Here is a 23,427-nt window from a genome sequence, read left to right on the forward strand (position 1 = left end):
ACTTAGTTTTACCTTATTTTATTAAGCCTATTTCATAATATTTTATTGCATTATCTTCCCCATATTCAATAGCATACTCGACTAGCTTTTTAGCATTTCCTAATAGCCGCTCACTTTCCACCTTAAGTTGAAAACTTTTTTGAACTAAATCACAAATATCGATTTGTAGATCTTCATCTATTAGAGGTATAGGAATATTCAAAAAATCTGGCTTATTTATAGAAGTTAGGATTGTACCAGAACAATTCATTTTCAAAATGTTCTGCATTACTTCCGACTTGAAAAGAACTAATAATGTTTCAGGATTTATTTTTTTAGAATTGATAATATAAAATCCTGTGGAACACAGAGATCCATCATTAACATTATCAATTAAAGCACAACTGGAAAGTGAACCTTCAATACTAGAAACGATCAAATCACTAGCGCTAACCTTACGTCTAGCTCTTGATGGCAAGTTCTTACCGAGCTCAGTCATTGCACTTTTAACCTGTCCAGTTTCACCTATATTAGATAGTTCAATATAACGATATGATTCTTCATCACTTGGTGTAAAGTTAGTATCTTTTAGGTCACAAGAATTTGATAGAATCTCAAATCCTTTTGGATAGTTTTTGACTAACTTAAGGTAACTTTCATATTGGGGATAGTAATGTTCGGAATCTAATCTTCCTGTCAGTAATAAGCTCTTTCCCAAAGTTTTTATATTGATATTATTTGTATCCACTTCTAAATCATTTAAACCAATTTCAAAATTTAATAGATTTTTAGCTTCTAAATAACTATTTTCAGAATCTCTTAACGTCTTTTGGTATTTTTCGATAATATTGAATATTATCTTTTTCATATTATTCGTAAATAAAGGTAGGTATAAACTTCGTATTGCATCTTTATCTATCGTCAAAGGTACCGTACCATTTACTTTTCTTGCTATAATATTTTTACCTAATTCAGTATTAAAAAACAACCATGCTATTTCTGGACTGATACTTATATTACTTTTAAAACGTAACATAAATAAATTCATACCTAAAGAAGCTCTGCCTTCTAATTTAGGCATAAGATAGGTTCTACCAGGACTACCAATCTTGTTGATTAGCAACTCACCCCCATAAATTTTGGTTTTACTTAGAAAATCGTAAGCATGTTTGTCAATATATTTGACATCCTTATCAAAATTTTGAGACTCTAAATCCGTACTTCTAACCATATATGCGTAATTTTTTTCATCTAACAAATTGAAATTTAATGCAATAGTTTCGTAACTTCCATTCGCATGAAAATCTGTCAAAAGCTCTAAGCATTCCACGATCTGTATATGTTTGACTTTTTTTATTTTTTGATAAGCATCTAAATAAATTTTTAAAAAAAACTCACTGTCCAAACGAAATTTTTCATTGTCTAAACTTGAATTACTTAGCAATACCTCACTAATTTCTAGCCCTTCCAATAAAGTGTCATACTTTACTTTATCAAAAGGGCTTAAATCTTTCCCACGAAAGACATTTTTTCCTTTTTGGCAAACTCAACGAATGCTTCGGCGATTCCATCTTGAGTCAATCCATCATGATTAAATAGATCATGTTTAACTATTAGATGTCCATGATTATCTAGCAAATATTCATCTAAATTTTCTGCTCCGCTGCTATAAGTATTTACGACTTCGGCTACTCTATCCTCACTAGCATCCTTATCTATCGTTTCAGCTTGCGGATAGTCTGACTTTTTGACAAATATTTTCTCTCCACTATTATCTTTACTAGGCTCTTGCATAGTGGCAAAGAAAATAGGATAGTCTTCTACCTTAGGACATAACGCACCTTTACTTTCATCATCATTCCATTTCTGGATAAAAAGCACGCTGGTTTTAGTGCCTGTATGTGGCTTAAACACATTGCCATGCAAACCAACCACACCTAAAATACGACAACGATCTGCTATTACTTCTCGAATGTACTGATCACTTGAATTATTAAAACGTCCTTGAGGTAGGACAACTGCCATACGCCCACCTGGTTTCAAAAAGTCAAGATTCCTCTCTATAAACAATATATCTCGACCAACTTTGGACTGTTGCTTACCGTCCTTTTTATGCCCTAGCTCATATTTTGATAAGATGCGACTTTCTTTAATATCACCTGCAAATGGAGGGTTAGCCATTAAAACATCGAAGTTAAAATCTCGATTTTGATTTTTAGTCGCTCGTAGCTTCTTAAGTCTTCGCCAACCATCAAAATAAATATCTTGCCAATCCTCATCTTCAGTTTTATCATTCCAGCGCTCATAGTCTAAAGTATTCAAATGAAGCACATTAGTTTCTCCATCACCCGCAATTAAATTCAAGGTACGGGCTACCCTTACCGCTTTCTCATCAAAGTCGATAGCGAATACTTTTTCTCTTACATAATCTTTCTGCTCAGCAGTCTTTTCTTCTGCTGTAAAAAGATTACTTTCATTAGGGGCTAGCTTTTTCCAAACATGAAAAATGGAATGAACAGGAAACCCGCAACTGCCAGCAGCTGTATCAATAATGGTTTCATGTGCTTTAGGGTCTAGCATTTTAATACACATATCAATGACATAACGAGGTGTAAAATACTGCCCTTTTTCCCCTTTACTAGATTTATTTATTAGATATTCGAATGCTTCATCAACAACTTCAAGATTAGAGTTAAATAACTTGACTTGCTCAAGTGAAGAGACACAAATGGCTAAATGTGAAGGAGCTAAAGTAATCTTAGCACTAGTACTAAATACCCCTCCCCACTTACTTTTTGCTTTATCAAATAATTGTTGAATCTTTTCTTTAAGTTGAGTTTCTGTTTCACCATAGTTACGAAACTCTAAATGACGAGTTTTATTACGAGTACTTTCCATTTCATCGTATAGCTTAGTAAATATAAGCTGGAAAAGTTCTTCAAAGACATCAACACCTGCGTTTGCTAACACCTCATCTTCCATCTCTAAAATAATATCTTTTAGCGATTTACGTTCATTGACCAACTTGTCTTCTTGTATTAGCGTATCGATAGTCCATCGCTCTGTTAGAACGTCGGGCAATGTCTCACTAGCTTTGGGAATTCGGGGAATATCTTTGAAATAATTTGGATCACGGCGATTATAAAATGATATAGATTCGCCATTAGTCCACACTCCAATTGGCGCACCAGTAGCATGACAATAGGACTTAAGCTGATCTTTACCATCTTTAAGCTTTGGTTTTTTTAACTCAACCATGATATAGACAGAGGTAGTATGGTCTTTATCAAAAATAACAATATCTGCACGTTTAGTTTGTCGTCCGAAGGCAACAGGATATTCTACTTGCATTCGCTCATATGGATATCCAAACTCTTCGTTTAGTGTCATTAGATATAATTGTCTAACAATCTCTTCAGGTGTTAGATATACGTCTTTTTTACGAACTAAACACTCAACATACGGCTTAGTGCCTCCTTTAGCATCTCTATAAACTATTTTGCTTTCTAGCTGTTCAATTTGTCCGTAATTAAACTGAGTAAGATTATATTTAGAGTCTTTTAGAATTGCAGCGATAAGATCCATTAGATATCCAGCTTTTAATTAAAATATATGAGTAAAATTTGTGCTTTATTTTAGCATGTTAGTATTGTCAAAATGCTATCATAAATAAGCAAGGTTATTCGAAATAGTATTATCATTGCGAGTAGAATGAAGAACTCGCGTAGTTTGAAAAATTTATTTCAGAAAATAGAGCACTATTGAACAACGACTAATATTTTTAAGAACGAGATGTTGCCATTAGTCCTGATTGTAGCGGTTATCCTGCTTGGCTAGGCGAGTTGCAATGGCTTAGTTTGGAGTGGCGCGCGGAGCAAGCGACGCACCATACCTTAGCCATTGCCTCGCCTAGACCAGCAGATATAAGCGAAAAGCAGGAAATAGCTATAGTTAATTCTTAGTCAACTTTACCCTTGGCTCTACGACACTTCTCCGAACAATAAATCACCCGCTCCCAATCCTTCTCCCACTTCTTACGCCACGTAAACGGTCGCTGACAGACGAGGCAGGTTTTTTGCGGTAGGTTTACTTTTTTATGTGCCATCGTCTTCTCCCTTTTATATTTCTACTGCACTATTAACACCTATTTGTCTTCTTTTTGATGATCTAGACCCTCATACTTTTTCACCCGTCGGCATTGGTCGGAGCAATAGACCATGCTCTCCCAGTTTTTATCTAGCTTTTTAGTACAGCTAAATTCACGCTCGCAGACAGGACATTCCTTTTTACGAACATTTTTCTTTTTGTGCGCCATATTTTTCTCATTGGTTTGTTTGATGCATCAATAGTTTACCTCTCTTATCAATACGACTATTCATAATCATCAAATATTTTGTTCAGCCTATTAAGACTATTGACGATAAGTTTGCCAGATTGATCGGTGCTGCTATCAATTGCCAACTTCTCGTCCATCCGCATCGTCAGTGGCGTAAGCGCCTCTTTAAGTGCGTTTGCCATCAGTACAGTCTGTTGATGAATATCAGGAATATCGGTACCTGCTATTTGATTCTCATCACTCTTAGATAGGGTTTCAGATAATCTATCAGCCATTTTTTGCGCCAGTTGCTCGACGGCGTCAACCAGCTGTACCATCAGTGCTTTTTGTACGTCTTGGTTTTGCTTGAGATACTCGCTTTCCGCCTTTCCAATATTATGATCATGCTTATAGATTTGTATCAGCTGATTCATACTTTTTTCAAAGCCATTATCGATGCTGTCGCTGACGACTTTGGCATTGCTGATCACGCTATCGGCAAGGATTTTCTGTGCTTCCAACTGGTAATCAAGTTGGGCTTGCTGTCCTGCTTCTCGTAAGCGAGCGCTTTGCTCTGGATTATTTTGCGTGAGGTACGTTTCAAACTGGCTGCTAATAGCATTAAAACCACTCGCTAAGTCGACCAATTGAGCGACAATGCGCGCGCCTGTATCACCGTCTTCGCCGCCCATGGCTTTATTGCGTAAGAAGTCAGCCTTGATTTGCGCCCAACGCGCAGCCTCTACCTCAGTCAATTCACCGCGTATCTCAGCGAGCTTCAGTAGATTGCTTTCTGCGCCTTGGGTCAATAGCTGCGACTCACCTAGATAATGATCATCGATTAGCTGATTAAGCTCGTTCTCATTCATGACTGCCGAGAGTTTTTCAGTCATCTTATTCATATTACGGTAACTGCCTTGCAGCTTAAATATCGGCTCGACGCGATATTTATCATCCTGCGAGGCGGACGTAATATAGGCTTGGTTGACATCGAGAATAACTTTTTGCACGGTAAACATATGGCGCAAGATGGCGATAATCTCATTAATCTCCGAGGTGCTATAGGGATAAGTCAGCTCGCTGCTTTGTGCTTGGGCAAGATTGGTATTGTCTACCTTTGCCATCTTTATAAGACGATGAACATCGCTCAAATCACGGTTAGCAAGGGGCGCTAATACCGCGTTAGAGGTCAGCGAGTTTTCAATATAGCTGAGGGCAAATATCTCTTCCATGCCGCTCATGATATCGCCTAAATTGTAGATATCGGCGCGGTTGGCAAGCATATCAGGTACTTTAAATGCTTCGCCACTTTCGGTATATGGGTTACCCGCCATGACCACGCAGAACTTTTTACCACGCATATCATAGGTCTTGGTCTTGCCTTGCCAGACGCCATCGATGCGGCGTGTACCATCGCCAAGTGAGATGAATTTCTGCAAAAATTCCGCATGGGTATGCTGAATATCATCGAGATAAAGCATGACGTTATTACCCATCTCAAAGGCTAAGTTAATTTTATTCAGCTCTTCGCGGGCGGTGGCATTGGGCGCTTTTTCGGGATCTAAAGACGTCACATCATGACCGAGTGACGGACAGTTAATCTTCATAAAGATAAGGCCAAGACGGTTCGCAACGTATTCCATCAAGGTAGTTTTACCGTAACCTGGTGGCGATATCATCATCAGGATACCCATCAAATCGGTACGCTTATCCTCGCCAACCGTGCCCATCTGCTTGGCGAGATTATCACCGATAAGTGGCAGATAGCTTTCATTAATCAGACGGTTACGTACAAATGAGGATAAGGGACGCGGCATAAACTCGTCCAATCGCAACGTCTCTTTTGCGTCATGCAATATCTCTGAACGCATCGCTAGATAGCGCCGATAAGCAGGAATAACTTGGGTATCGTGATGATGCAAACGACTTAAGAAATCATCGACGGCAAAGGTTAAGGTTTGCTGATGAATGCGCTCATGCTCACCTAGTAAATTATTGACTTGAATTTCAAGCGAGACCTTACTTATGCGACGCTCGAAGCTTTGCGCTTGATTAAGTGGGTTGTTAATACTGGTCAGCGAAGGCACTAAAAACGAAGTGCTCGTTGCGCCTTTATTAATACTATCAAAGCTTACCCCTGACTCGATAAGATGTTGTACCAAATCTTCTCTTTGAGTATCATTTAGCTGAGTAAGTAAAACAGCAATTGCTTCGGGCACGTAATGACGATCACTTGCCAATTGCTGCTGGCGTAAGATGTTTTCTTCATCGATTTTTGCTTGCTGATCTTCGCTAAGTGCATTGTCACCGCTTACATCGCTCTGACTGTCAGCTATTTTATCATTGCCATAAGTTTGATCGAGCAGCGCATAAAACCATGTGGCTAGTAGCTCATAGGCTGATTTTGGCTGTAAACCAAGCTTGCCAATTGAGGACTGTAGTTGCTTAAAACCCATGTTATTTTGCGCATTGGCTGACGCGCTATTTAGCGTTTTGCTCAATAGCTCACCTAACTGCTGCGCTTGTTGGCTGGTCTGCCACTCGATATTACCATTGGGCGTAGTAACTTGCCCCATAACGCTGACCAAGTATTCACAAGCTTGCTGCACGTAGCCTTGCTGAAAGACAGTCGTGTTACTAACCATAGCGGGTTGATTAATTTGGCTCATCTCTGAATCTGAGCTATCTTCTAAAGCAAATTTATCGGCGTTATAAGCGGCAACAAAGCTCTGCATCACATGCGTCATATCTTCAACCAGCAATGCTTTTGCAGTATCACTGCCCAGGCTTCGATGCAATTGTTCAGCTGTAATGGCTCTATCTTGCCAGTTATGTATCCGCGTCAGTACCAGCTCATTTAACCAAGTATCATAACCAAATTGACGTAGCGCTTCTAAGTCGAGCGCTTTGACTAGACTTAATTGCCAGTAAAACAGTTGCGCCAACGCCCGTACTTGCGGGGTATAAATCAGTAGCCCAGCTTCACGTAGGGTGGGTAATATTTGCAGCAATAACAGCGTCGCATCATGGTCATGAATACCTTTGTCATAACCGAGCTGATAACGCGGCGTGCCATAGGCCCTGACGAGTTTAGGTAGCGGACTGTCCTCATCTATCTCACCCTTGCTATCGAAGGTTAACCGCGTCGCATCATAGGCCTGATATAAACGCGCTTCCGTCAAGCCGTCTTGGCTTTTTTTGGCACTTTCGATAATGCTATATGCCAAATACTCAGCGCGATAAACGCTGTCAGACTCAGAGGCGATATTGATATCCCAATAAGGGCGCAAGGCATTTAACTCAGCATTATTGAGCACTTCATAATAATCGGTGCCCGTTAGATGCAAATTGAGCACACGCTTGCCATCTGACTGCTGACGACTGAGCAACGTTAAATCTAAAGGCTGAGTATTAACCGAAAAGCGATGTTTGCCCAATTTAATAATCTGACCGCCATCTTCGAACAAGTCAGACTTATCTTTTAGACTCTTATAACTCTCAACTTGTATGGCTTTTAGGCGCGCGTCTATGTCATCGGCTTTGACACTAAAGCCCATCGCTTGCAAGTTCTTAGCGATAGCGCGTACTTTTTGGACTAAGCCATCTGAGGCAAAATAGGTATTGAGCGCCTCCTCTTCCTTAAAGCCAGTGACGCCTGTGCTCTGCGTACGCTTTTTGATACTCTCAAGCATCCGCAGCGCACCATCACCTAAGTTCTGGGCTTTACGATTTCGGGTATCAAGCAGCTGCTGTTTATGATTTTCAAAGGTTTCGTAAATCTCTTCACGCTTAGCTATGATATCTGCTAAAAACTGATCACCACTACCGCTCTCTGGATCAGCGAACTGGCTTTCCAATTCTTCTAGCTGTACCAGTAATTTCGCCATTTGCTCGTCTGATTTCTCAGGCGTATTGGCAATCGACAAGGCATTAGCAATGGACTGACCAAATAGCTTAAACTGCGCGCCAAATTGCGCGACTGCTTCAGCAGAACCTAAGTTTTTACGCTTATGATTGAGCTTGGCTTTGCTTTGATTGAGACTCGAATAAATGGTCGATATGTCATCGATAATTTGGGTACGGACCGTGGCATCGGCAACATCTAATGTGCCTAATAGCTCGGTCAATAAATCTAAGCCTTGTGCTGTCTCATCAATTTTTTCGAGTACGGGTTTTAGCTCGCTATTGGTTTCGGCCGTGTTTAGGCGCTCACTGACCTCTGCTAATATGCCTTCGTAGCTTGATAATGCTTTGTCTCCACTTAAAAATAAGACGGTTTTTTCGGCGAGCTCGCTTTCTGCTGCTTCTAACTGAGTCTGCAACGCTTCTAATTTATCTTTATCCAAATAACGCAAATCTTCCAAGCTGACCAAGCGACCCTTTTGCCGTCTTAACGCCGATAGCTGCTCCACATAATCACTGGCAGACTCAAATGTGGTCACACGTATTTGCCGTAATATCTCATTTTGCTGCGTATCGGCATCGGCTAACGCCGTTTGGGTTTGCTTTTGGATGCTTTGTACTTTAGCAAACTCATCAATGACCAATTCAGCAGTCGCCGTTACGTCCTTAATACTACTGGCAACGTCATTAAGCTCAGGGTCAGACAACCAGTAATAGCTATCAAAGAGGCGGCTGGTATTATCCGATAGCTCCTCATAAAGCTTTTGTGACACGCTTTGATTATCAATTAGGCGGGTGATGCTATAAAGGTCGGAGATACCCCGTACCAATTCTTTATTGCCAATTTTGCCATAAAAACTGCTGCTTTCAGGCAACTCACTGACATACTCAGGGGAGGCATAAGGCGTATGCCATATCTGCATCGGGTGAATGCGTGACGGCTCACTTTGGTCATTAAATAGTACCAAACGCCCATTGTCTGCCAATGCCATACCATTGCAGTAAATGGGATTTGCCAATTGTTTTTTAATAAGGTTGTAAGGAAATAACCCTGTGATACCTAAAGCGACATCGTAAAATAAAAACAACACGTCTTCACCATTGGGCGATACGATTTTACGTTTAAACTTTAAGTCTTTAGCACCGACACTATTGGTATCGAACAGCTTATACTCACCGGTTTGCAGATAATAACCACCGGGAAATATAATACCGTGATCTTCAGGCAACTGCACACACGACTGCCCAATTGCATCTAAACGCAATACGGCTTCAGTCAAGGTGTTATAAACAAAATAACGATAACTGTCTTCGCGATACGGCAGTATCTTGAGCAGTATTAAACTGCCAACTTTGGCATAAGCAATTTCAGCGTCAGTCAACGACTGGGTGCGATCATTCACAGGCTCGCTATAAATGCCTTGTCCGGACTGGGTGTTGTCCTCAATCTTAATGGTCAAATCGCCACCAATGGTTTCTACAAAGATGGTATCTAAGATATTCATATGTGGATATTTACCATTGACCATCTGCTCACGCGTGGTAACTACCCAATCAAAATCGTAAGCCGGAGGCAACTCAATATCACGCTCGCCTCGATTGTCTACGTAGGCAATTTGGGCTGACTCTGGTGTGCCTTGGCTAAAATCTAGGGCAAAACGAAAGACACGAATATCGGTGATACGCTCGCCAATTTGAAAGGCCAATAGCAATTTGCTGTCTTTGACGGTCAGCTGAATCAGGCGCGTGTGCTTGTAATAGCGATATAGCTCATTAAAATCTTGGACAAATGCCTCTTGATCTAAAAAGGTATTTTTTAGATCCACCTCTTCCAGCTGATATTCTTGCTCAGCGCTTTCCTTATCCATGCTATCGTTACTATCGAGACCATTCTGCTGACTTTCATCACCACCATTTTTATTAGTAGGCTCTATCAATCGATATAGCGACAACACATCTTTGATATTACTCGCCCGCTTTAGCCCCATAAAGACGTTGTAGCCAAACAACAGGTAGTCGCCAACTTGTACCATATCTTGCGCCACACAGTTGTATTCGGTACGAATACGGGTGCGGGCGATGACTTGCATCTGCGTGCTGCCAAACTCTTGCAGACGCGCATGATTCAGCTTAGCGGTCTGTTGCTCTAGCCGACTACCCTGCTCAATAAGACGCTTTTTAATAAGTTCATAAGCATTACCTGAAGCGACCGCTTGATCCGTTTGTTCGGATTGATTCTGGCTATTGATATTATTTGAATTGGTTGGGTTTTGCGTATCTGCCATCGTTGCTCGTCCATTTTTAGGCAATCAGATAAATCTAAGGTTTTTCGAACTAAAGAAGCACTTGGCTCATCTAAGAAAACGAGTGGTCACCGCTGGTTTTTTTTAGATGAGCCAACTCATGGTTAATAGTAGTCATTAACTACTGCTATGTTAAAGCGTTTAGATTGAGTTGGTTAAAACAATCCGCCACTTAAGTGACAGATTGCTTATTAATGAAAAGTTATGGGTCAAATCTTGCTGATAATAAATCAGTCATGTCGACTAACGATGATACTAAGCCGTTTCATCATCATTCTGCTTGTTCGCTTTGGTCATTACTTGATTGGCCATCATCGTATTGATAATGCCGCTCAATGTATCTGACTTGCCAGCGAGACCATCAATGGCTTTACCGATAGACAATGACTTGGCAAAGTTATCGAAGAAGTGCGCTTCGCCGCCAACGATATCGATTTTGGCTTTCTGTAGCGCAACTGCCAAGACTTCAGCATTTTCTTTGGCAATCTCTTTACCGGCCTCTATAGACGCCATCGCTTCTTGTAGCGCAGTTTCAAGACCCATACGGAATTCTTCGTGCTCGCGTGCCTCGACGGTCATGCTGCCCATCGCATTGAATTTTTCGACCAGACCATCGGCTTCAGCTTGGAAATGCGCACGAGTAACTTCCGCTTTTGCCAGTCCAACTTCACGTTCCGCCTTGGCATTTGATTCACCACGAGCGGCAATCACTTGCGCGTTTGCCATACCGATGTCACGCTCGGCTTTGGCATTAGACTCACCGCGCGCGGCGATAATCTCAGCATCAGCCATACCTTTTTCACGTTCTGACTGTGCTTCCGCTTGACCAGTCGCTTTGATGATATTAGCCTTGGCAAGCCCTTCTTTTTCCAAAGATACCGACTTGGCTTCTTGAATGGCCGCTTCAGCAAAACCATGCGCAGACTCTTCAGCTTTGATACCTTCCGCCATTTTCATTTTGGCTTCCGATTCTTTGGCAGCGGCCTCAAGATTGGCCGTCGCAAGCGTGGTAATCTCAACCGCTTTATGCTTAGCAGATAACTCTTCTGCTTCAGCCTTTTTCACCTGACGTACTTTGATTTCTTCGGCATCGGCTTCGGCAGCTAGGACACGTGTTTGCTTCGAGCGCTCGGCTTCGCTCACTTCGCGAACTTCTTTGATACGCTCTTCTTCTTGTGCAACCGTTTTATCTACCGCGATACGCTCACGAATGACGTTAGCAATTTCTTTTTTCTCAAGCTCAATGGCGCGTTCAGCTTCAATACGCTGCAAGTCGACTTCCCGCTCACGCGAGACGATTTCTAAATCACGAGCGCGGGTGACTTTTTCTTCTTCAATCACAACTGCACGCAAACGGTTCTGTCCAGCGACTTCAATTTCACGCTGTTGATTTTCACGCTGAATCGCTAAATCTTGCTCAACCATAATAATGGCTGTCTCAGATTTTTTACGCTCTTCTTCTTCAATTTTGCGAGTTTCAGCCGTTTCACGGGCAATCACTGAGGCGATTTCACGGCGCTGTTTGGCTTCAGCATCGGCTTGTTGGCGCTCTAACTCAAGCATCGCCTCTTTGGTCTCGACGTTTTTCTTCTTAACGGCCAGCTCTTCGTCACGCTCAAGCTCATTGGTGATGACGTTTTGGAAGGCCGTTAGCTGGGTAATCTTTTTGATACCTTCAGCATCTAAAATATTGCTTGAATCGAGTGACGCTTTCGGCGTTTGCTCTAAGTAATCAATCGCCACGTCTTCTAAGACATAACCATTAAGATCATTACCGATTTCTTGCACGATGCTGTCACGAAACTCGCTACGGTTTTCGAAGAGTTTGACAAAGTCGATTTGTTTGCCGACCGTCTTTAGTGCTTCAGAAAATTTGGCATTAAACAGCTCATTGACCGCCACTTTATCAGAGGCGCGCTCCACCCCAACCGATTTGGCAACTTTAAGGACGTCTTCTTCTGTTTCATTAACACGCAAGTAAAACGCCACTGTAATATCCGCACGCATATTATCGGCGCAAATCAGCCCTTCTTTACCGCGTCTATCGACTTCTAAGGTGATAAGGGAAATCCTCATCAATTCTTTTTTATTGATAATCGGCCAAACAAAACCACCATCAAAACGTACGGCGATTTTACTCACGCCATTGATAATCAGCGCTTTACCCTGCTCTACCTTAAAATAAAAAGCCTTGAGCATTAACAGCGCTGCCATAATAAAAACAAACGCCAGCACCACAACCACGCCGACGATAATGAGTATATCCATATTCATTCCTTTAATGAGAACATTGCAACCAAATTTAAAACAGTTAATACCATACTTAAAAACAAACTATTAGTTATCTCTGTACCGCCAATCTGCCAACTTATAAAGCGAATGGAGAAATGTTATTTATTTCAATTTTAAAATTATTTATAGCGGCGGTTTATACGACTTTTCTTTTACGGGGGCGACTCGGTAGGCATTGGCTTCTTCTAAATATTCTATCAACGTCACTCTATCACCCTGCCTGAGCAAATCATTATTGATGTCTGAACGAATTTTGAGTATCAAGCCTGCGCCGCCGTCATTTAATTCTGCTTCACCATGTTTGTCAGTCACACTCAATGTACGTACCACGGCGATTTTACCGATATTACTAGACGCATTACGCTTGGGGATTTTGGCAATATTTTTGCGAATGGGAGCAATGATCATACCTGTTAGCCACATGGATACGACCAACACAAAGATGAGCGCCCCTGTACCAAAGAGATAATACAAAAGACCAGAGTCAAAATATTGATGTAAAAAGCTCGTATATAAGTAGCTTAATAGCCAACCGATTAGGCTGATTAAGCTTAGTATGATGATGAGTGGCACGCCATAAAGACCAAATTTGAGCATGAGACCAGTGAAAAACCCCGTCGATGACAAGGTAGAAACATCACCATCTGGCTCACCAAAATCTACGCTATCCATATCTGCCATGCCGAGTAATGACACCAGCCAATATAGCGTCACGAACATGACAAGCCCCGTAAAAATAATCGTCGGGTACAAACTGATTTTAGTGATAAAAACTAAAAAGGACTCTTGCATGAACCGCTCTCTCCTTTTGCTCGCCTAATCCAACCTTTTGATGTCTTGGTTATACGATTTTTTATATGACTGAAAGTTACTCGACGTTTCTTTAATGAGATTTACTTCATTCAGATTTATTCATTCAGCTTCAACTATTGCCTTAGTGCTCAAGACTTTATTTCAGAAATTTTGCTTGTTGTATTTTGAACAATAAGACAGTACTGCCTTACAATCTTGGGCTATAAGGAATTTAACGTACGGTTATGCCACCTCTAAATCGTAGGGTATTAAATCAACTTATGTTTCTTTGTTAGTGATTATATATACATTCCATTACATAATACATAGGTTTTGCCCTTAACGACCCCAAATCGGTGAGCGCACAACGCCGCCTGTCTTACTACTAATCGCATAGCTTGAATTGCCAGCTAAAGAATGAATCACCAAACTGCTACCACTTTGACCGCTTACTTGCGAAAGCTTTGTGGGATAGACAGCATACTGTGCAGAAGGCGACAGACGCGCGGGCTCATCAAGTCCTGTCTCTGCTAGATTAACCACTTGCCTTGTAGCCAGTGTCATGACCGCCGCCTTACGACCATTAAGATAGGCTAAATACTGTCCATTCAAGCTCAGTTGCGGGCTGGCTGCATAGCCTGCGGTCGGTATCAATGTCGCCTTACCGGTAGCAAAGTGATAGCGATAAATACTGGGACGACCAGCGCGCACTTTGTCGCTGGTATAGACAAAGCTTTGCCCGTCGCTTGCGTAGCTTGGCTGCACTTCCGTGCTCGCTAAGGTCGTAAGCTGTTTGGTATGACCGTCACTTAATCGCATCTCATAGATATCAGCATTGCCGCCGACGGTGGAGCTATAAAGCAGTTTTTGTCCGTCAGGCGAAAATGATGCTGATAAATTGCTGCCTTCAGTATTTACCACCAGCTTCTGAGTGTTACTGTTGCGATCATAAATATAAATCTTAGGAGACTGGCGCGCGACTTGTTTGCTATAGACGAGCATTTGACCATCGGCAGACCACGCTGGCGCATAAATATAACCATTCAACTGATCTATCAATTGGCGGTCGCTACCATCAGGACGAATGCTATATAGCGTTGATATCTTTGCCGCGCCTGCTCCCTGCTCTTCGACATAAGCGATGCGCCCTTGCCGATCTATCGCTGGCATGCGCGCCGTTAGAGGATTACTCGCACTTGTATCAATAGCTGTTTTAGTTGCATGATTCGCTTTAGGCATCGTACTTGGCAACGTCTGACAGCCCGTTAATAGACCAAAAGCCGTTATCGCTGTGATGCCAGTTATTGTGCGTAGGTTGACAGATGATTTTTCTCCAAAGATTTCCAACATAAATGACGTCCAATAAAACGGTGATGGATACGGAATGTAGGTTTTGATAAGATTAAAAAGTTGATGGCATAAGAAATGTCGTAATAGCTTAAACATTTGACCTTAGCGACTTATGACAGTGTAGCGGAAAGCGTCACAAATTTTAGATAAAAAAATGCCCCACTGTTTAGTGAGGCATTTTTAAATGGTCAGATTTTAAAACGTTTATATTAAACGATTAACTTATTTGGAAACGGCTTTAAAATGAGCCACTTGATTGCTATTAGTAATCGTCAAGATAGGTGTGTTATTGGCATTCTTATTAATGCTATATTTACCTTGTACCGTTGCAAGTGTCGTCGTATCAAAGCTGGCTTGTGGCTCAGGGCATGCCATCATCGTTGATAAAACATTACCGAGTACGACATTGCCATTTACCACACTATAGTTGGCACCCATATTATTGCAGGTATTGATAAAGCTCACGCGGTCATTACCGTTATCTTTAAAGAAATTAAGTGTCAATGGTTTGCTTGGATCAAAGAATAATTGGCTGACTTTGTCGCCGTTAGTGCGCTTAGCATCGACAAGCTGCCAGTTATACGCTTGTAGGGCATCAGCAGTAATTGGCTGAGTCACAGGTGCGGTAACACTAGGGGTCGTAGTTTGGCAACCCGCTGCAGCAAGTGTACCCACAGCAAGGGTTGCAGCCATCATCATTTTAGTCATGTTTTTCATATTAGCTCCTGTAATGGTTAACATTCAAAATAAAAAAGTAGTCATTATCTTTTATTTTAAGTATGCATTTTTATTATGATTAATTTATTGTCTTCTTCATTAACCTAAACAATGGCGCTATTGTGCACAAATGATAGCTGACTGTCATTATAGATTGGGTATCGATTACCGCGATATTCGTTCCACTATATGGTTTTTTTGCTAACGCACCTTGTATGAACAAGTATTACCTGCTAACGCTTTAACCAATAGTTCATTTCGAAGCCAAGCCTTTATCGAATGTAATCAAGCATTAAATTAATTAGGATTGGAATTGACACTAGAATTTAAAGCAGCTGCCTTTTGCTTTTGCAAAGCCGCATAACCTGCCAAACGTTTACGTTCCGTCTCATTAAATAATTGCTGCTCTATTTGATGGATTTGGGTTTGCGCTTGCGCCTTATCAGCATTTTGACTTAACAACTGCTGTTTTTGGGCTTGATACTGCTTAAAACGCTGATCAAAATGAGCATCTTGTTGATCGACCTGCGCGAGCCTTGCTGCTGCTGGCGCGCCAACCAACTCACGGCGCATATTGTATAACTCTTCAGCCGTTGCACCCTTGGCTTGTAGCTGCTCTGTACGACTGATTAACTCCTCCAAATTGGCCTGCTGAGCGATATTGGCTTTGGTCGCATTATCAGGCATACGGCTAATATAATCTTGCTTTGCTGCTTGTTTTTGGGCGTCGGACATTTGCTTATCTTGGTTAATTTTGACCATCGCAATACTATAATCATCGTATTCATCTTCTGCGCCAAAAAAGGCGGTTATAGTAGTTTTATCAAAGTGCTGCTGACGTAATTTTGCGACATCTTGCCGCTGCTGCGCCACCACATTTAAATCCAGCTCGCCATTTTTGGTCGCCTGTAGTTGCAGATTGCCATAACGTTTTTCTATAGCAGGAATTGCTTTAAGATAGGCGATATACTGGTCAAATATCTTCATCGCTTGGCTAGCTGCAGGCTCTGGCGTATGACTGCGGATATAACTCTCCACCCGCGCATAAATGACTGCTTCTTCCTCTTCGCCTAGCGCCGATAAAAAGTAATCAAATAAGCGCCGTAGCCCTTCGGTGACGACCAACTGTTTATTTTCATCAATGATAATCTCACCGTCGACCTCCGTTCCTTGCAAAGAGCGCGGTAGATTCTCAAGACCTGTGGTAAATTGAGAAGCGTCTTGCTTGGATAATGTGCCAACATTATTATTAACATTCGCCTCGTCTATGATGCTGGCATTAGCTTGACTATTCAGCGCTGTAGCCTCTGTTTGAGAAGAAGGTTTACTAGCATTATCGGGCTTAAACCACCAAATAATCGCCACAACTAAAATAGTTATCACGGCGATAATGATGAGCAAAAATGGTGGACGGCGCTTAGTTGGCATAACGACACTATCTTATTTAATCAAGCGGTTGATAAGGAATTTACTATTCATAAAATGGCACAAAATAAAAGGGTCAGTTACGTAGTGACCCTTTTAGGCAAAAGCGGTTTATTTGCTAATTTACATTTAAGCCTTAATAATTAAATGTAATTAACGCCAATCTCAACTTATCGTAGGCTTTTGATTTTTATAGAATTTAAAATTCTAATTGTTTTAACTGAAATTTTAAAAACTAAGTAAACCAATAACATTAGAAAAATAAGTTGAGAGTGGGGTTGTAATTACTAAATTTATAAATTGGCTTTATAAATTGGCATTTTTTAAACGGTTAACCTGATCGCGATAGACGGTTTTAGGATTAGGTTGTCCCCATGCGACCAAGCCTAATAGTTGATTGACCGAATCCATATGATTCATTTTGTAATCATCGCGGATGACATGACCTAGGCGGCTTGAACAAGCAGAAACCAACCCATCATTTGGGTCATTTTTAAATACTTGTGAGGTTGCTAATAGCACATAATCCATCGGGTCTAGCGCATTGGTTACTTGTCCGACGCCACTGAATGAATAGTAGTTGATGCCGTTTACCTTGGTATCTTTTGGTTGACCACAATAGCTTGAAGGCATGGCTGCTGGGAACTCACGGTTAAAATCAGCCATATAATTAGTCGATAAGGCGGTAACCGCACCAAATCCGTCCTGTTCTTGTAGCTTATCGATAGGAATACCAGCGTTTAAATCCATAAAATCACCCAAGAAACCGAACAAGGTAAGCGCGGCTTTGGTAGCAGTATTATACTCACCATTGACTCTGTCATTATCGATCTGCTCAACCACCCAATCGGCTAACGCCGCCCCTTGCTCTGGACTGGCAACCGCGGTCACTGACGCCACGTACTTTGGCTCAACGGCAGCAACATAACGAATATCATGCCCGCCATGACTATGACCGATTAAGTTCACCTTAGGGCTACCAGAAATCGCGCTAATGGTTTTTACTTGCTGTAGTAGCTGCTCACCGCGCACTCGGCTGTCGTTAAAAGAAGACGTCTTGGTGGCGTAGACTTTTGAGCCGCCACTCATCAGGGTTTGCGGAATGCCATAAAAGTAGTCGACACCAAGTAGCTTGGTAAAGCCGACCAGACCATGAGTCATGACCACTGGATACTGAGTCTTGGTATAACTGGAGGTAAAGTATTTGCTATCGACTAGCGTGCAGCCATTGGCGTTGGCACAATTATAGTACTGCCCTGCCGCTTGCGCTGAAGTGGTTTGCATGGTCATTAATAAAACGCCAGTACTGATAGAGCCCAGTATTGGTAAAAAAGTGCGCGGCGTGAGCGCAGCACGAACGTACGAGGAGAGCGTCATAACAACATCCTTGTCATCATTAATGGTGAGTGCCTTTACCTCATAACGTCGGCAAAGACTGCTGCTAATCCCTTTAGCATGCAAAATTACATTACTTCTATCTTTTACAAGATTCAACTAAATTGTCAAAATATGAATACATCATCGTGACTGGAGGGTCATAACGGCTCAAATGGGGCTGTAAAGCAACTATTGTCAATAATAATGATAGATTTAATATCACTTATCATAAAACTGCTATTCATCCATTTATGGTATAATTTCCCCACATTAAACCCATAATTATAAGACACAAGATGATGACTAAAAAATCCCTTATCCAGTCCCCAGAGGCCATAGAAAAAATGCGTGTGGCCGGCAAACTTGCCAGCGACGTCCTTGTCATGCTCGACGAACATGTCAAAGTTGGCGTCAGTACCGAAGCATTGAACCAAATCGCTCATGACTATATTGTTAACGTGCAAGACGCGATTCCTGCGCCGCTTAATTATAACGGCTTCCCAAAATCTATCTGTACCTCAGTCAATCATGTGGTTTGTCACGGTATTCCAGCCGACAATAAACTGCTCAAAGATGGCGATATCATCAATATTGATGTCACCGTGATTAAAGACGGCTATTACGGCGATACTTCAAAAATGTGGATTGTCGGCAATGGCTCAATCATGGCGCAGCGTATCTGCAAAGTGGCGCAAGAAGCCCTTTATGCCGGTATGAGTGTGGTCAAAAACGGCGCGCGCTTGGGCGATGTCGGCGCCGCTATTCAAGAAGTGGTCGAGCCTGAGCGCTTTAGTATCGTGCGCGAGTTTTGTGGTCACGGTATCAGTAATGAATTCCATCACGAGCCGCAAGTCATGCACTATGGTAAAAAAGGCACAGGCTTTGAGCTAAAAACCGGTATGACTTTTACCATTGAGCCGATGATTAATCAAGGCACGTGGCAGACCAAGATTTTGCCGGACGAATGGACGGCGATTACTAAAGACCGCAAGCTGTCAGCACAGTGGGAACATACCATGGTGGTGACGGACAATGGCTGTGAAGTCTTTACCACACGCCCCGAAGAAGACTTAAGCTTTTTGACCCAGTAATACGTAAAAAGATCGCCTAGGCGGTCTTTTTTTTGCCTAAAAATTCAGGCATATTGGCGGTGCTATTTTTTGTTTTTCAGCGTGATATTTGCATTCACCCATTTTTTTAGCGCCTCTATTTACAACCTCTTAATCGGATACCCTTCATGTTTACTTGCGATGTCGCGACCATTGATTTGACACCTATGCCTCTATTATCAGACCATAGCACTACCACTGATAGCGCGACGTCGTTCAGTAATCGCGAGCAAAATATTTCCGAGCACAGTATTTCTAAGCACAGTATTTCCGAGATTGGTATTGCTGAGTGGCTACTCCAAATCAATGACGATATCAGCCGCGAGCTCGAACGCGGCGTCAATATTCGCCAATTGGTAGCAGCTCGTGCTTGCGTCATCGATGAATTACTCATTGCGTTGTTCAAATGGTTTGAGCTTGATAAAACGGACTTAGCCTTATTTGCCACTGGCGGTTATGGGCGTGGTGAGCTGTCGTTATATTCAGATGTCGATATTTTGCTGCTAACGCCAGACGAGATTACGGTTGATAATAAAGAGAAAATCGATAATTTAGTGGCACTATTGTGGGATATTGGACTTGAGCCCGCTCTATCAGTACGCAGCGTCAGCGAATGCTTGGAAGCGGCGCTCGACCACACCGTTGCCAGTACTTTGCTAGAAGCGCGGTTGTTAGTTGGCAATGAAGCATTGCAAGAGGTGCCCCATAAAATCGTCAATACCCAGTGGTCGCCACGTGATTTTTTTGAGGTGAAAATCGCTGAAGCAAAAGCGCGCTATTTGCAGCACAATGCCACTGAGTACAATCTTGAGCCCAATATCAAAACGGCACCCGGTGGTCTGCGTGATATTCATATCATTGGTTGGGTGACCAAACGCTACTTTCGCGTCAGTAAGCTTTATGACTTGGTGCAACAAAGCTTTTTGACCGAAAAAGAGTTCGATGAGCTTAACTTTGCCGAAGGTTATTTATGGCAAATCCGCCATTATTTGCATGAGCTGACTGGGCGCAATGAAAACAAGCTGCTATTTGATTATCAGCGTGAAATTGCGCAAATGATGGGCTATGAGACGCAGCCTGGCGACCAACCAAATGCCGCCGTTGAGCGCTTTATGCGCGATTATTATCGCTGTGCTATGCAGATATCGACGCTATCTGAGATGCTGACCAATCATTATTATGAGACCATTATCGAGCCGCAACTGCCGGATGAAGAACGACCAAAAAAGCATCCGATTACCGCTCGTTTTAACCGAGTCGGCGAACAGATTGCAATATCGCATCATCGCGTCTTTGCTCAGCACCCTGAAGCGATTTTAGAGATGTTTTTGCTGATGGGTCAATACGGTATCAAAAACGTCCGTACCCATACCTTGCGTGCGTTAAAAATAGCGGCGCGCGGCATCGATCAAGCGTATAGAGACAACCCGTCGCATCAAGCGCTGTTTTTAGCCAATTTAAAAGAGCAAAACTATCTATTTCATCGCCTGCGTACTATGAATCGTTACGGCGTTTTGGGCAGCTATATCCCAGCTTTTGCGCAAGTGACTGGGCTCATGCAGTACGATTTATTCCATCGTTATACCGTCGATGCCCATACGCTATTTTTGATTCGTATTTTACATCGCTTTACCGATCCGCGCTTTTTTGAGGATTTTCCACTGGTCAGCTCTATCTTTCAGCGTATCGAGCGCAAAGAGATTTTGGTGTTGGCGGCGATGTTTCATGATATTGCCAAAGGCCGCGGCGGCAATCATAGCCAGCTTGGCGAAACAGAAGCGATTGAGTTTTGTCTTGCTCATGGCATGAGTGCTGCGGACGCGCATTTGGTCGGCTGGTTGACGCGCTATCATTTGCTGATGTCGATGACAGCGCAGAAAAAGGATATCTCCGACCCAGAAGTGGTGACGCTATTTGCCGATTTAGTCGGCAACGTCACTCATTTAAACCATCTGTACGTCCTAACGGTCGCCGATATGAATGCCACCAACCCCCAGCTTTGGAACAGCTGGCGCGCAACCTTGATGAAGCAGCTGTATTCACAAACACGGCGTATCCTGCGCGCTGATATTGACGCCCCAACCAACCGCCAAGACATGATTAAAGCCACGCGCAAACAGGCGCTGGCGATGCTTGATAATGTCGATAATCAGCATATGAATCGCGCTGAGGTTTTAAGGCTATGGGACGACTTGGGCGATGAGTATTTTTTGCGCGAGATTGCAGAAGATATCTTGTGGCATACCGAAGCCATTTTAAACCATCCGCCCATCGGCCGCGCCTCCGATGCCAATAGCCAACCCTTAGTTGTGTTACGTGAGCATCGCGAGCTGGCACTTGATGCGGTGCAAGTGTTTGTTTATACGCAAGATCAGGTCAATTTATTTGCCGTTACCATGGCGGTATTTGACCAGATGAATCTCGATGTTTTGGATGCGCGTATCATTACCGCGACGCGAGATTTTGCCTTAGATTCCTACGTGCTGCTCGACCGCAGCGGCACGTTATTGGTCGATACAGACAGCCAACAAGAGCTTAAACAGCGCTTAATCGACGCCTTTAAAAATCCGACGGTGCCCAAGCTTACCAATAGAAAAATGCCGCGCCAGTTGCGCCATTTCGATGTTGCTACGACGATTCACTTTGAGTTTAATGAAGCCTCAAATCAGCATATCATGAGCTTAGAGACGCTTGACCAACCAGGCTTACTTGCCCGCGTTGGTCAGGTATTTTTACAACAACAAATTGAAGTACATGCCGCTCGTATTACCACGTTAGGCGAGCGCGCAGAAGATATGTTTTACATCAGCGATCAAAACGATCAGGCATTGTCGGCGGATAAACTTGAGACATTAAAGGCAGCATTGATAGCAAGTCTGAGCATTCGTAACGATGGTTAATTGCTATATGACTGCTTATGTTAGAAGTTAATCGTTAGAAGCTAAATTATAAATACGAAAAACGCTTTATCGTTAACCTTCAACGATAAAGCGTTTTTTTAAGACAAAATATCAACGATAGCTTTTGACCAAATATTTATAAGATACTTATATTAAACGCATACTTTATATGACGCTTTTATAGACCATATCCCTTGCCATTTCTTTAAGCTCCTCATCGGCAAGCTCCAATGGCAAAATCTCTGCTTCTACCTGCTGCTGCCCCAGCATCAAACGCCCAGCTTCTACCTCTCTTTGTAGCAGACGATGCAAACTGGCCAAATGAAATTCGCCGTCGTAGTATTCAAAGATTTGCTGTAAGGAAATCGGGGCTTTGGCATGCACATCATTATAAAGCGTGTCAGCGGCCAAAATGGTCATCTCGTTAAGCGCTTCTTCACGCAAGACATCGACTTGATTAATCTTATTTTGTAAATGCGTGGCCATACGCCCCTTAAAGCCCAACATGACGATAAAAATCAGCGTCTGTACCGCAAATAAACCCATGTACTGCCATAAAGGCAATGAGATGTTTGACAGTTTGCTCAGGAGCATAAGCACCATCGCCACCACCACATAGCTGACCAATTGCCAAAGTAGCCACATCATAAAGCTGTTATCGCCAAACCAAAACATCTGTCGCTCTTTTAACAGCGTCAACTGCTGCCGCGCCTGCCACCAATTATGCTCGCGCTGCTTTAGCTGCTCGTATAGCTCAACACGCTGGCTACCCTCAAATTGTTGCACGTTGATATCTTTAGCGCCACGCTCATCGGTTTTTAAAACACTAAACATATCAAGTTTCCTTAAAATAAGCGGCCGTTTTTACGAACAGTTATTTTTTGCTTGGTTAGTAAATGACGCTATTTTAATTTTATCTATACTTAATCGCATGATTAAAATTGGCCAATCTCAATACGGGTTAC

Annotated in this window: 14 protein-coding genes; 2 read left to right on the forward strand and 12 right to left on the reverse strand. The window is 42.4% G+C overall.

Going from position 1 to position 23,427, the window contains the following annotated elements; all coding sequences use genetic code 11:
* Positions 1-13 precede the first annotated feature (13 nt).
* The 11 genes from FOR85_RS01380 to FOR85_RS01430 all read right to left on the reverse strand — a co-directional run bounded on the left by FOR85_RS01380 (position 14) and on the right by FOR85_RS01430 (position 18,453).
* Entirely contained in the window at positions 14-1,450 is a 1,437-nt protein-coding gene (locus FOR85_RS01380) for a restriction endonuclease subunit S (RefSeq protein ID WP_144296376.1), read from the reverse strand.
* Between the two features lie 32 nt (positions 1,451-1,482).
* Positions 1,483-3,564 carry an N-6 DNA methylase gene (locus FOR85_RS01385; RefSeq protein ID WP_144296377.1) on the reverse strand — a complete coding sequence of 694 codons (2,082 nt, stop codon included), beginning with the start codon at positions 3,562-3,564 and terminating at the stop codon, positions 1,483-1,485.
* 373 nt (positions 3,565-3,937) lie between these two features.
* Positions 3,938-4,084, reverse strand: coding sequence for a DUF2256 domain-containing protein (locus FOR85_RS01390; RefSeq protein ID WP_144296378.1), 147 nt, complete (start codon positions 4,082-4,084; stop codon positions 3,938-3,940).
* Between the two features lie 39 nt (positions 4,085-4,123).
* Positions 4,124-4,294 (reverse strand): DUF2256 domain-containing protein, encoded by a 171-nt coding sequence (locus FOR85_RS01395; RefSeq protein WP_144296379.1) that lies wholly within the window; start codon positions 4,292-4,294, stop codon positions 4,124-4,126.
* Positions 4,295-4,350: 56 nt separating this feature from the next.
* Complete coding sequence (locus tag FOR85_RS01400) at positions 4,351-10,482, reverse strand: DNA repair ATPase (protein ID WP_144296380.1); 6,132 nt, start codon at positions 10,480-10,482, stop codon at positions 4,351-4,353.
* A 273-nt stretch (positions 10,483-10,755) separates the two neighbouring features.
* On the reverse strand, positions 10,756-12,768 hold the full coding sequence (locus FOR85_RS01405; RefSeq protein ID WP_144296381.1) for a flotillin family protein: 2,013 nt from the start codon (positions 12,766-12,768) through the stop codon (positions 10,756-10,758).
* A gap of 147 nt (positions 12,769-12,915) precedes the next feature.
* Positions 12,916-13,584: a DUF1449 domain-containing protein gene (locus FOR85_RS01410; RefSeq protein ID WP_144296382.1), complete on the reverse strand. Its 669-nt coding sequence runs from the start codon at positions 13,582-13,584 to the stop codon at positions 12,916-12,918.
* Between the two features lie 339 nt (positions 13,585-13,923).
* On the reverse strand, positions 13,924-14,934 hold the full coding sequence (locus tag FOR85_RS01415) for a PD40 domain-containing protein (protein WP_144296383.1): 1,011 nt from the start codon (positions 14,932-14,934) through the stop codon (positions 13,924-13,926).
* A gap of 222 nt (positions 14,935-15,156) precedes the next feature.
* On the reverse strand, positions 15,157-15,651 hold the full coding sequence (locus tag FOR85_RS01420) for an META domain-containing protein (RefSeq protein WP_144296384.1): 495 nt from the start codon (positions 15,649-15,651) through the stop codon (positions 15,157-15,159).
* A 297-nt stretch (positions 15,652-15,948) separates the two neighbouring features.
* The gene (locus tag FOR85_RS01425) at positions 15,949-17,079 is read right to left on the reverse strand and encodes a lipase secretion chaperone (protein ID WP_144296385.1); all 1,131 of its coding nucleotides are present in this window, start codon (positions 17,077-17,079) and stop codon (positions 15,949-15,951) included.
* A 303-nt stretch (positions 17,080-17,382) separates the two neighbouring features.
* Positions 17,383-18,453 carry a triacylglycerol lipase gene (locus tag FOR85_RS01430; RefSeq protein WP_144296386.1) on the reverse strand — a complete coding sequence of 357 codons (1,071 nt, stop codon included), beginning with the start codon at positions 18,451-18,453 and terminating at the stop codon, positions 17,383-17,385.
* A 299-nt stretch (positions 18,454-18,752) separates the two neighbouring features.
* Here FOR85_RS01430 and map point away from each other — a divergent pair, with 299 nt between their 5' ends.
* Positions 18,753-19,544, forward strand: coding sequence for a type I methionyl aminopeptidase (gene map / locus FOR85_RS01435; protein ID WP_373681933.1), 792 nt, complete (start codon positions 18,753-18,755; stop codon positions 19,542-19,544).
* A gap of 146 nt (positions 19,545-19,690) precedes the next feature.
* Positions 19,691-22,462, forward strand: coding sequence for a [protein-PII] uridylyltransferase (gene glnD, locus FOR85_RS01440; protein ID WP_144296388.1), 2,772 nt, complete (start codon positions 19,691-19,693; stop codon positions 22,460-22,462).
* 165 nt (positions 22,463-22,627) lie between these two features.
* On the opposite strand, the gene FOR85_RS01445 is transcribed toward glnD, so the two are convergent.
* Positions 22,628-23,296 (reverse strand): hypothetical protein, encoded by a 669-nt coding sequence (locus FOR85_RS01445; RefSeq protein WP_144296389.1) that lies wholly within the window; start codon positions 23,294-23,296, stop codon positions 22,628-22,630.
* Between the last annotated feature and the right edge of the window lie 131 nt (positions 23,297-23,427).

This window comes from Psychrobacter sp. YGAH215, assembly GCF_007280595.1.
Lineage (GTDB): Bacteria > Pseudomonadota > Gammaproteobacteria > Pseudomonadales > Moraxellaceae > Psychrobacter > Psychrobacter faecalis.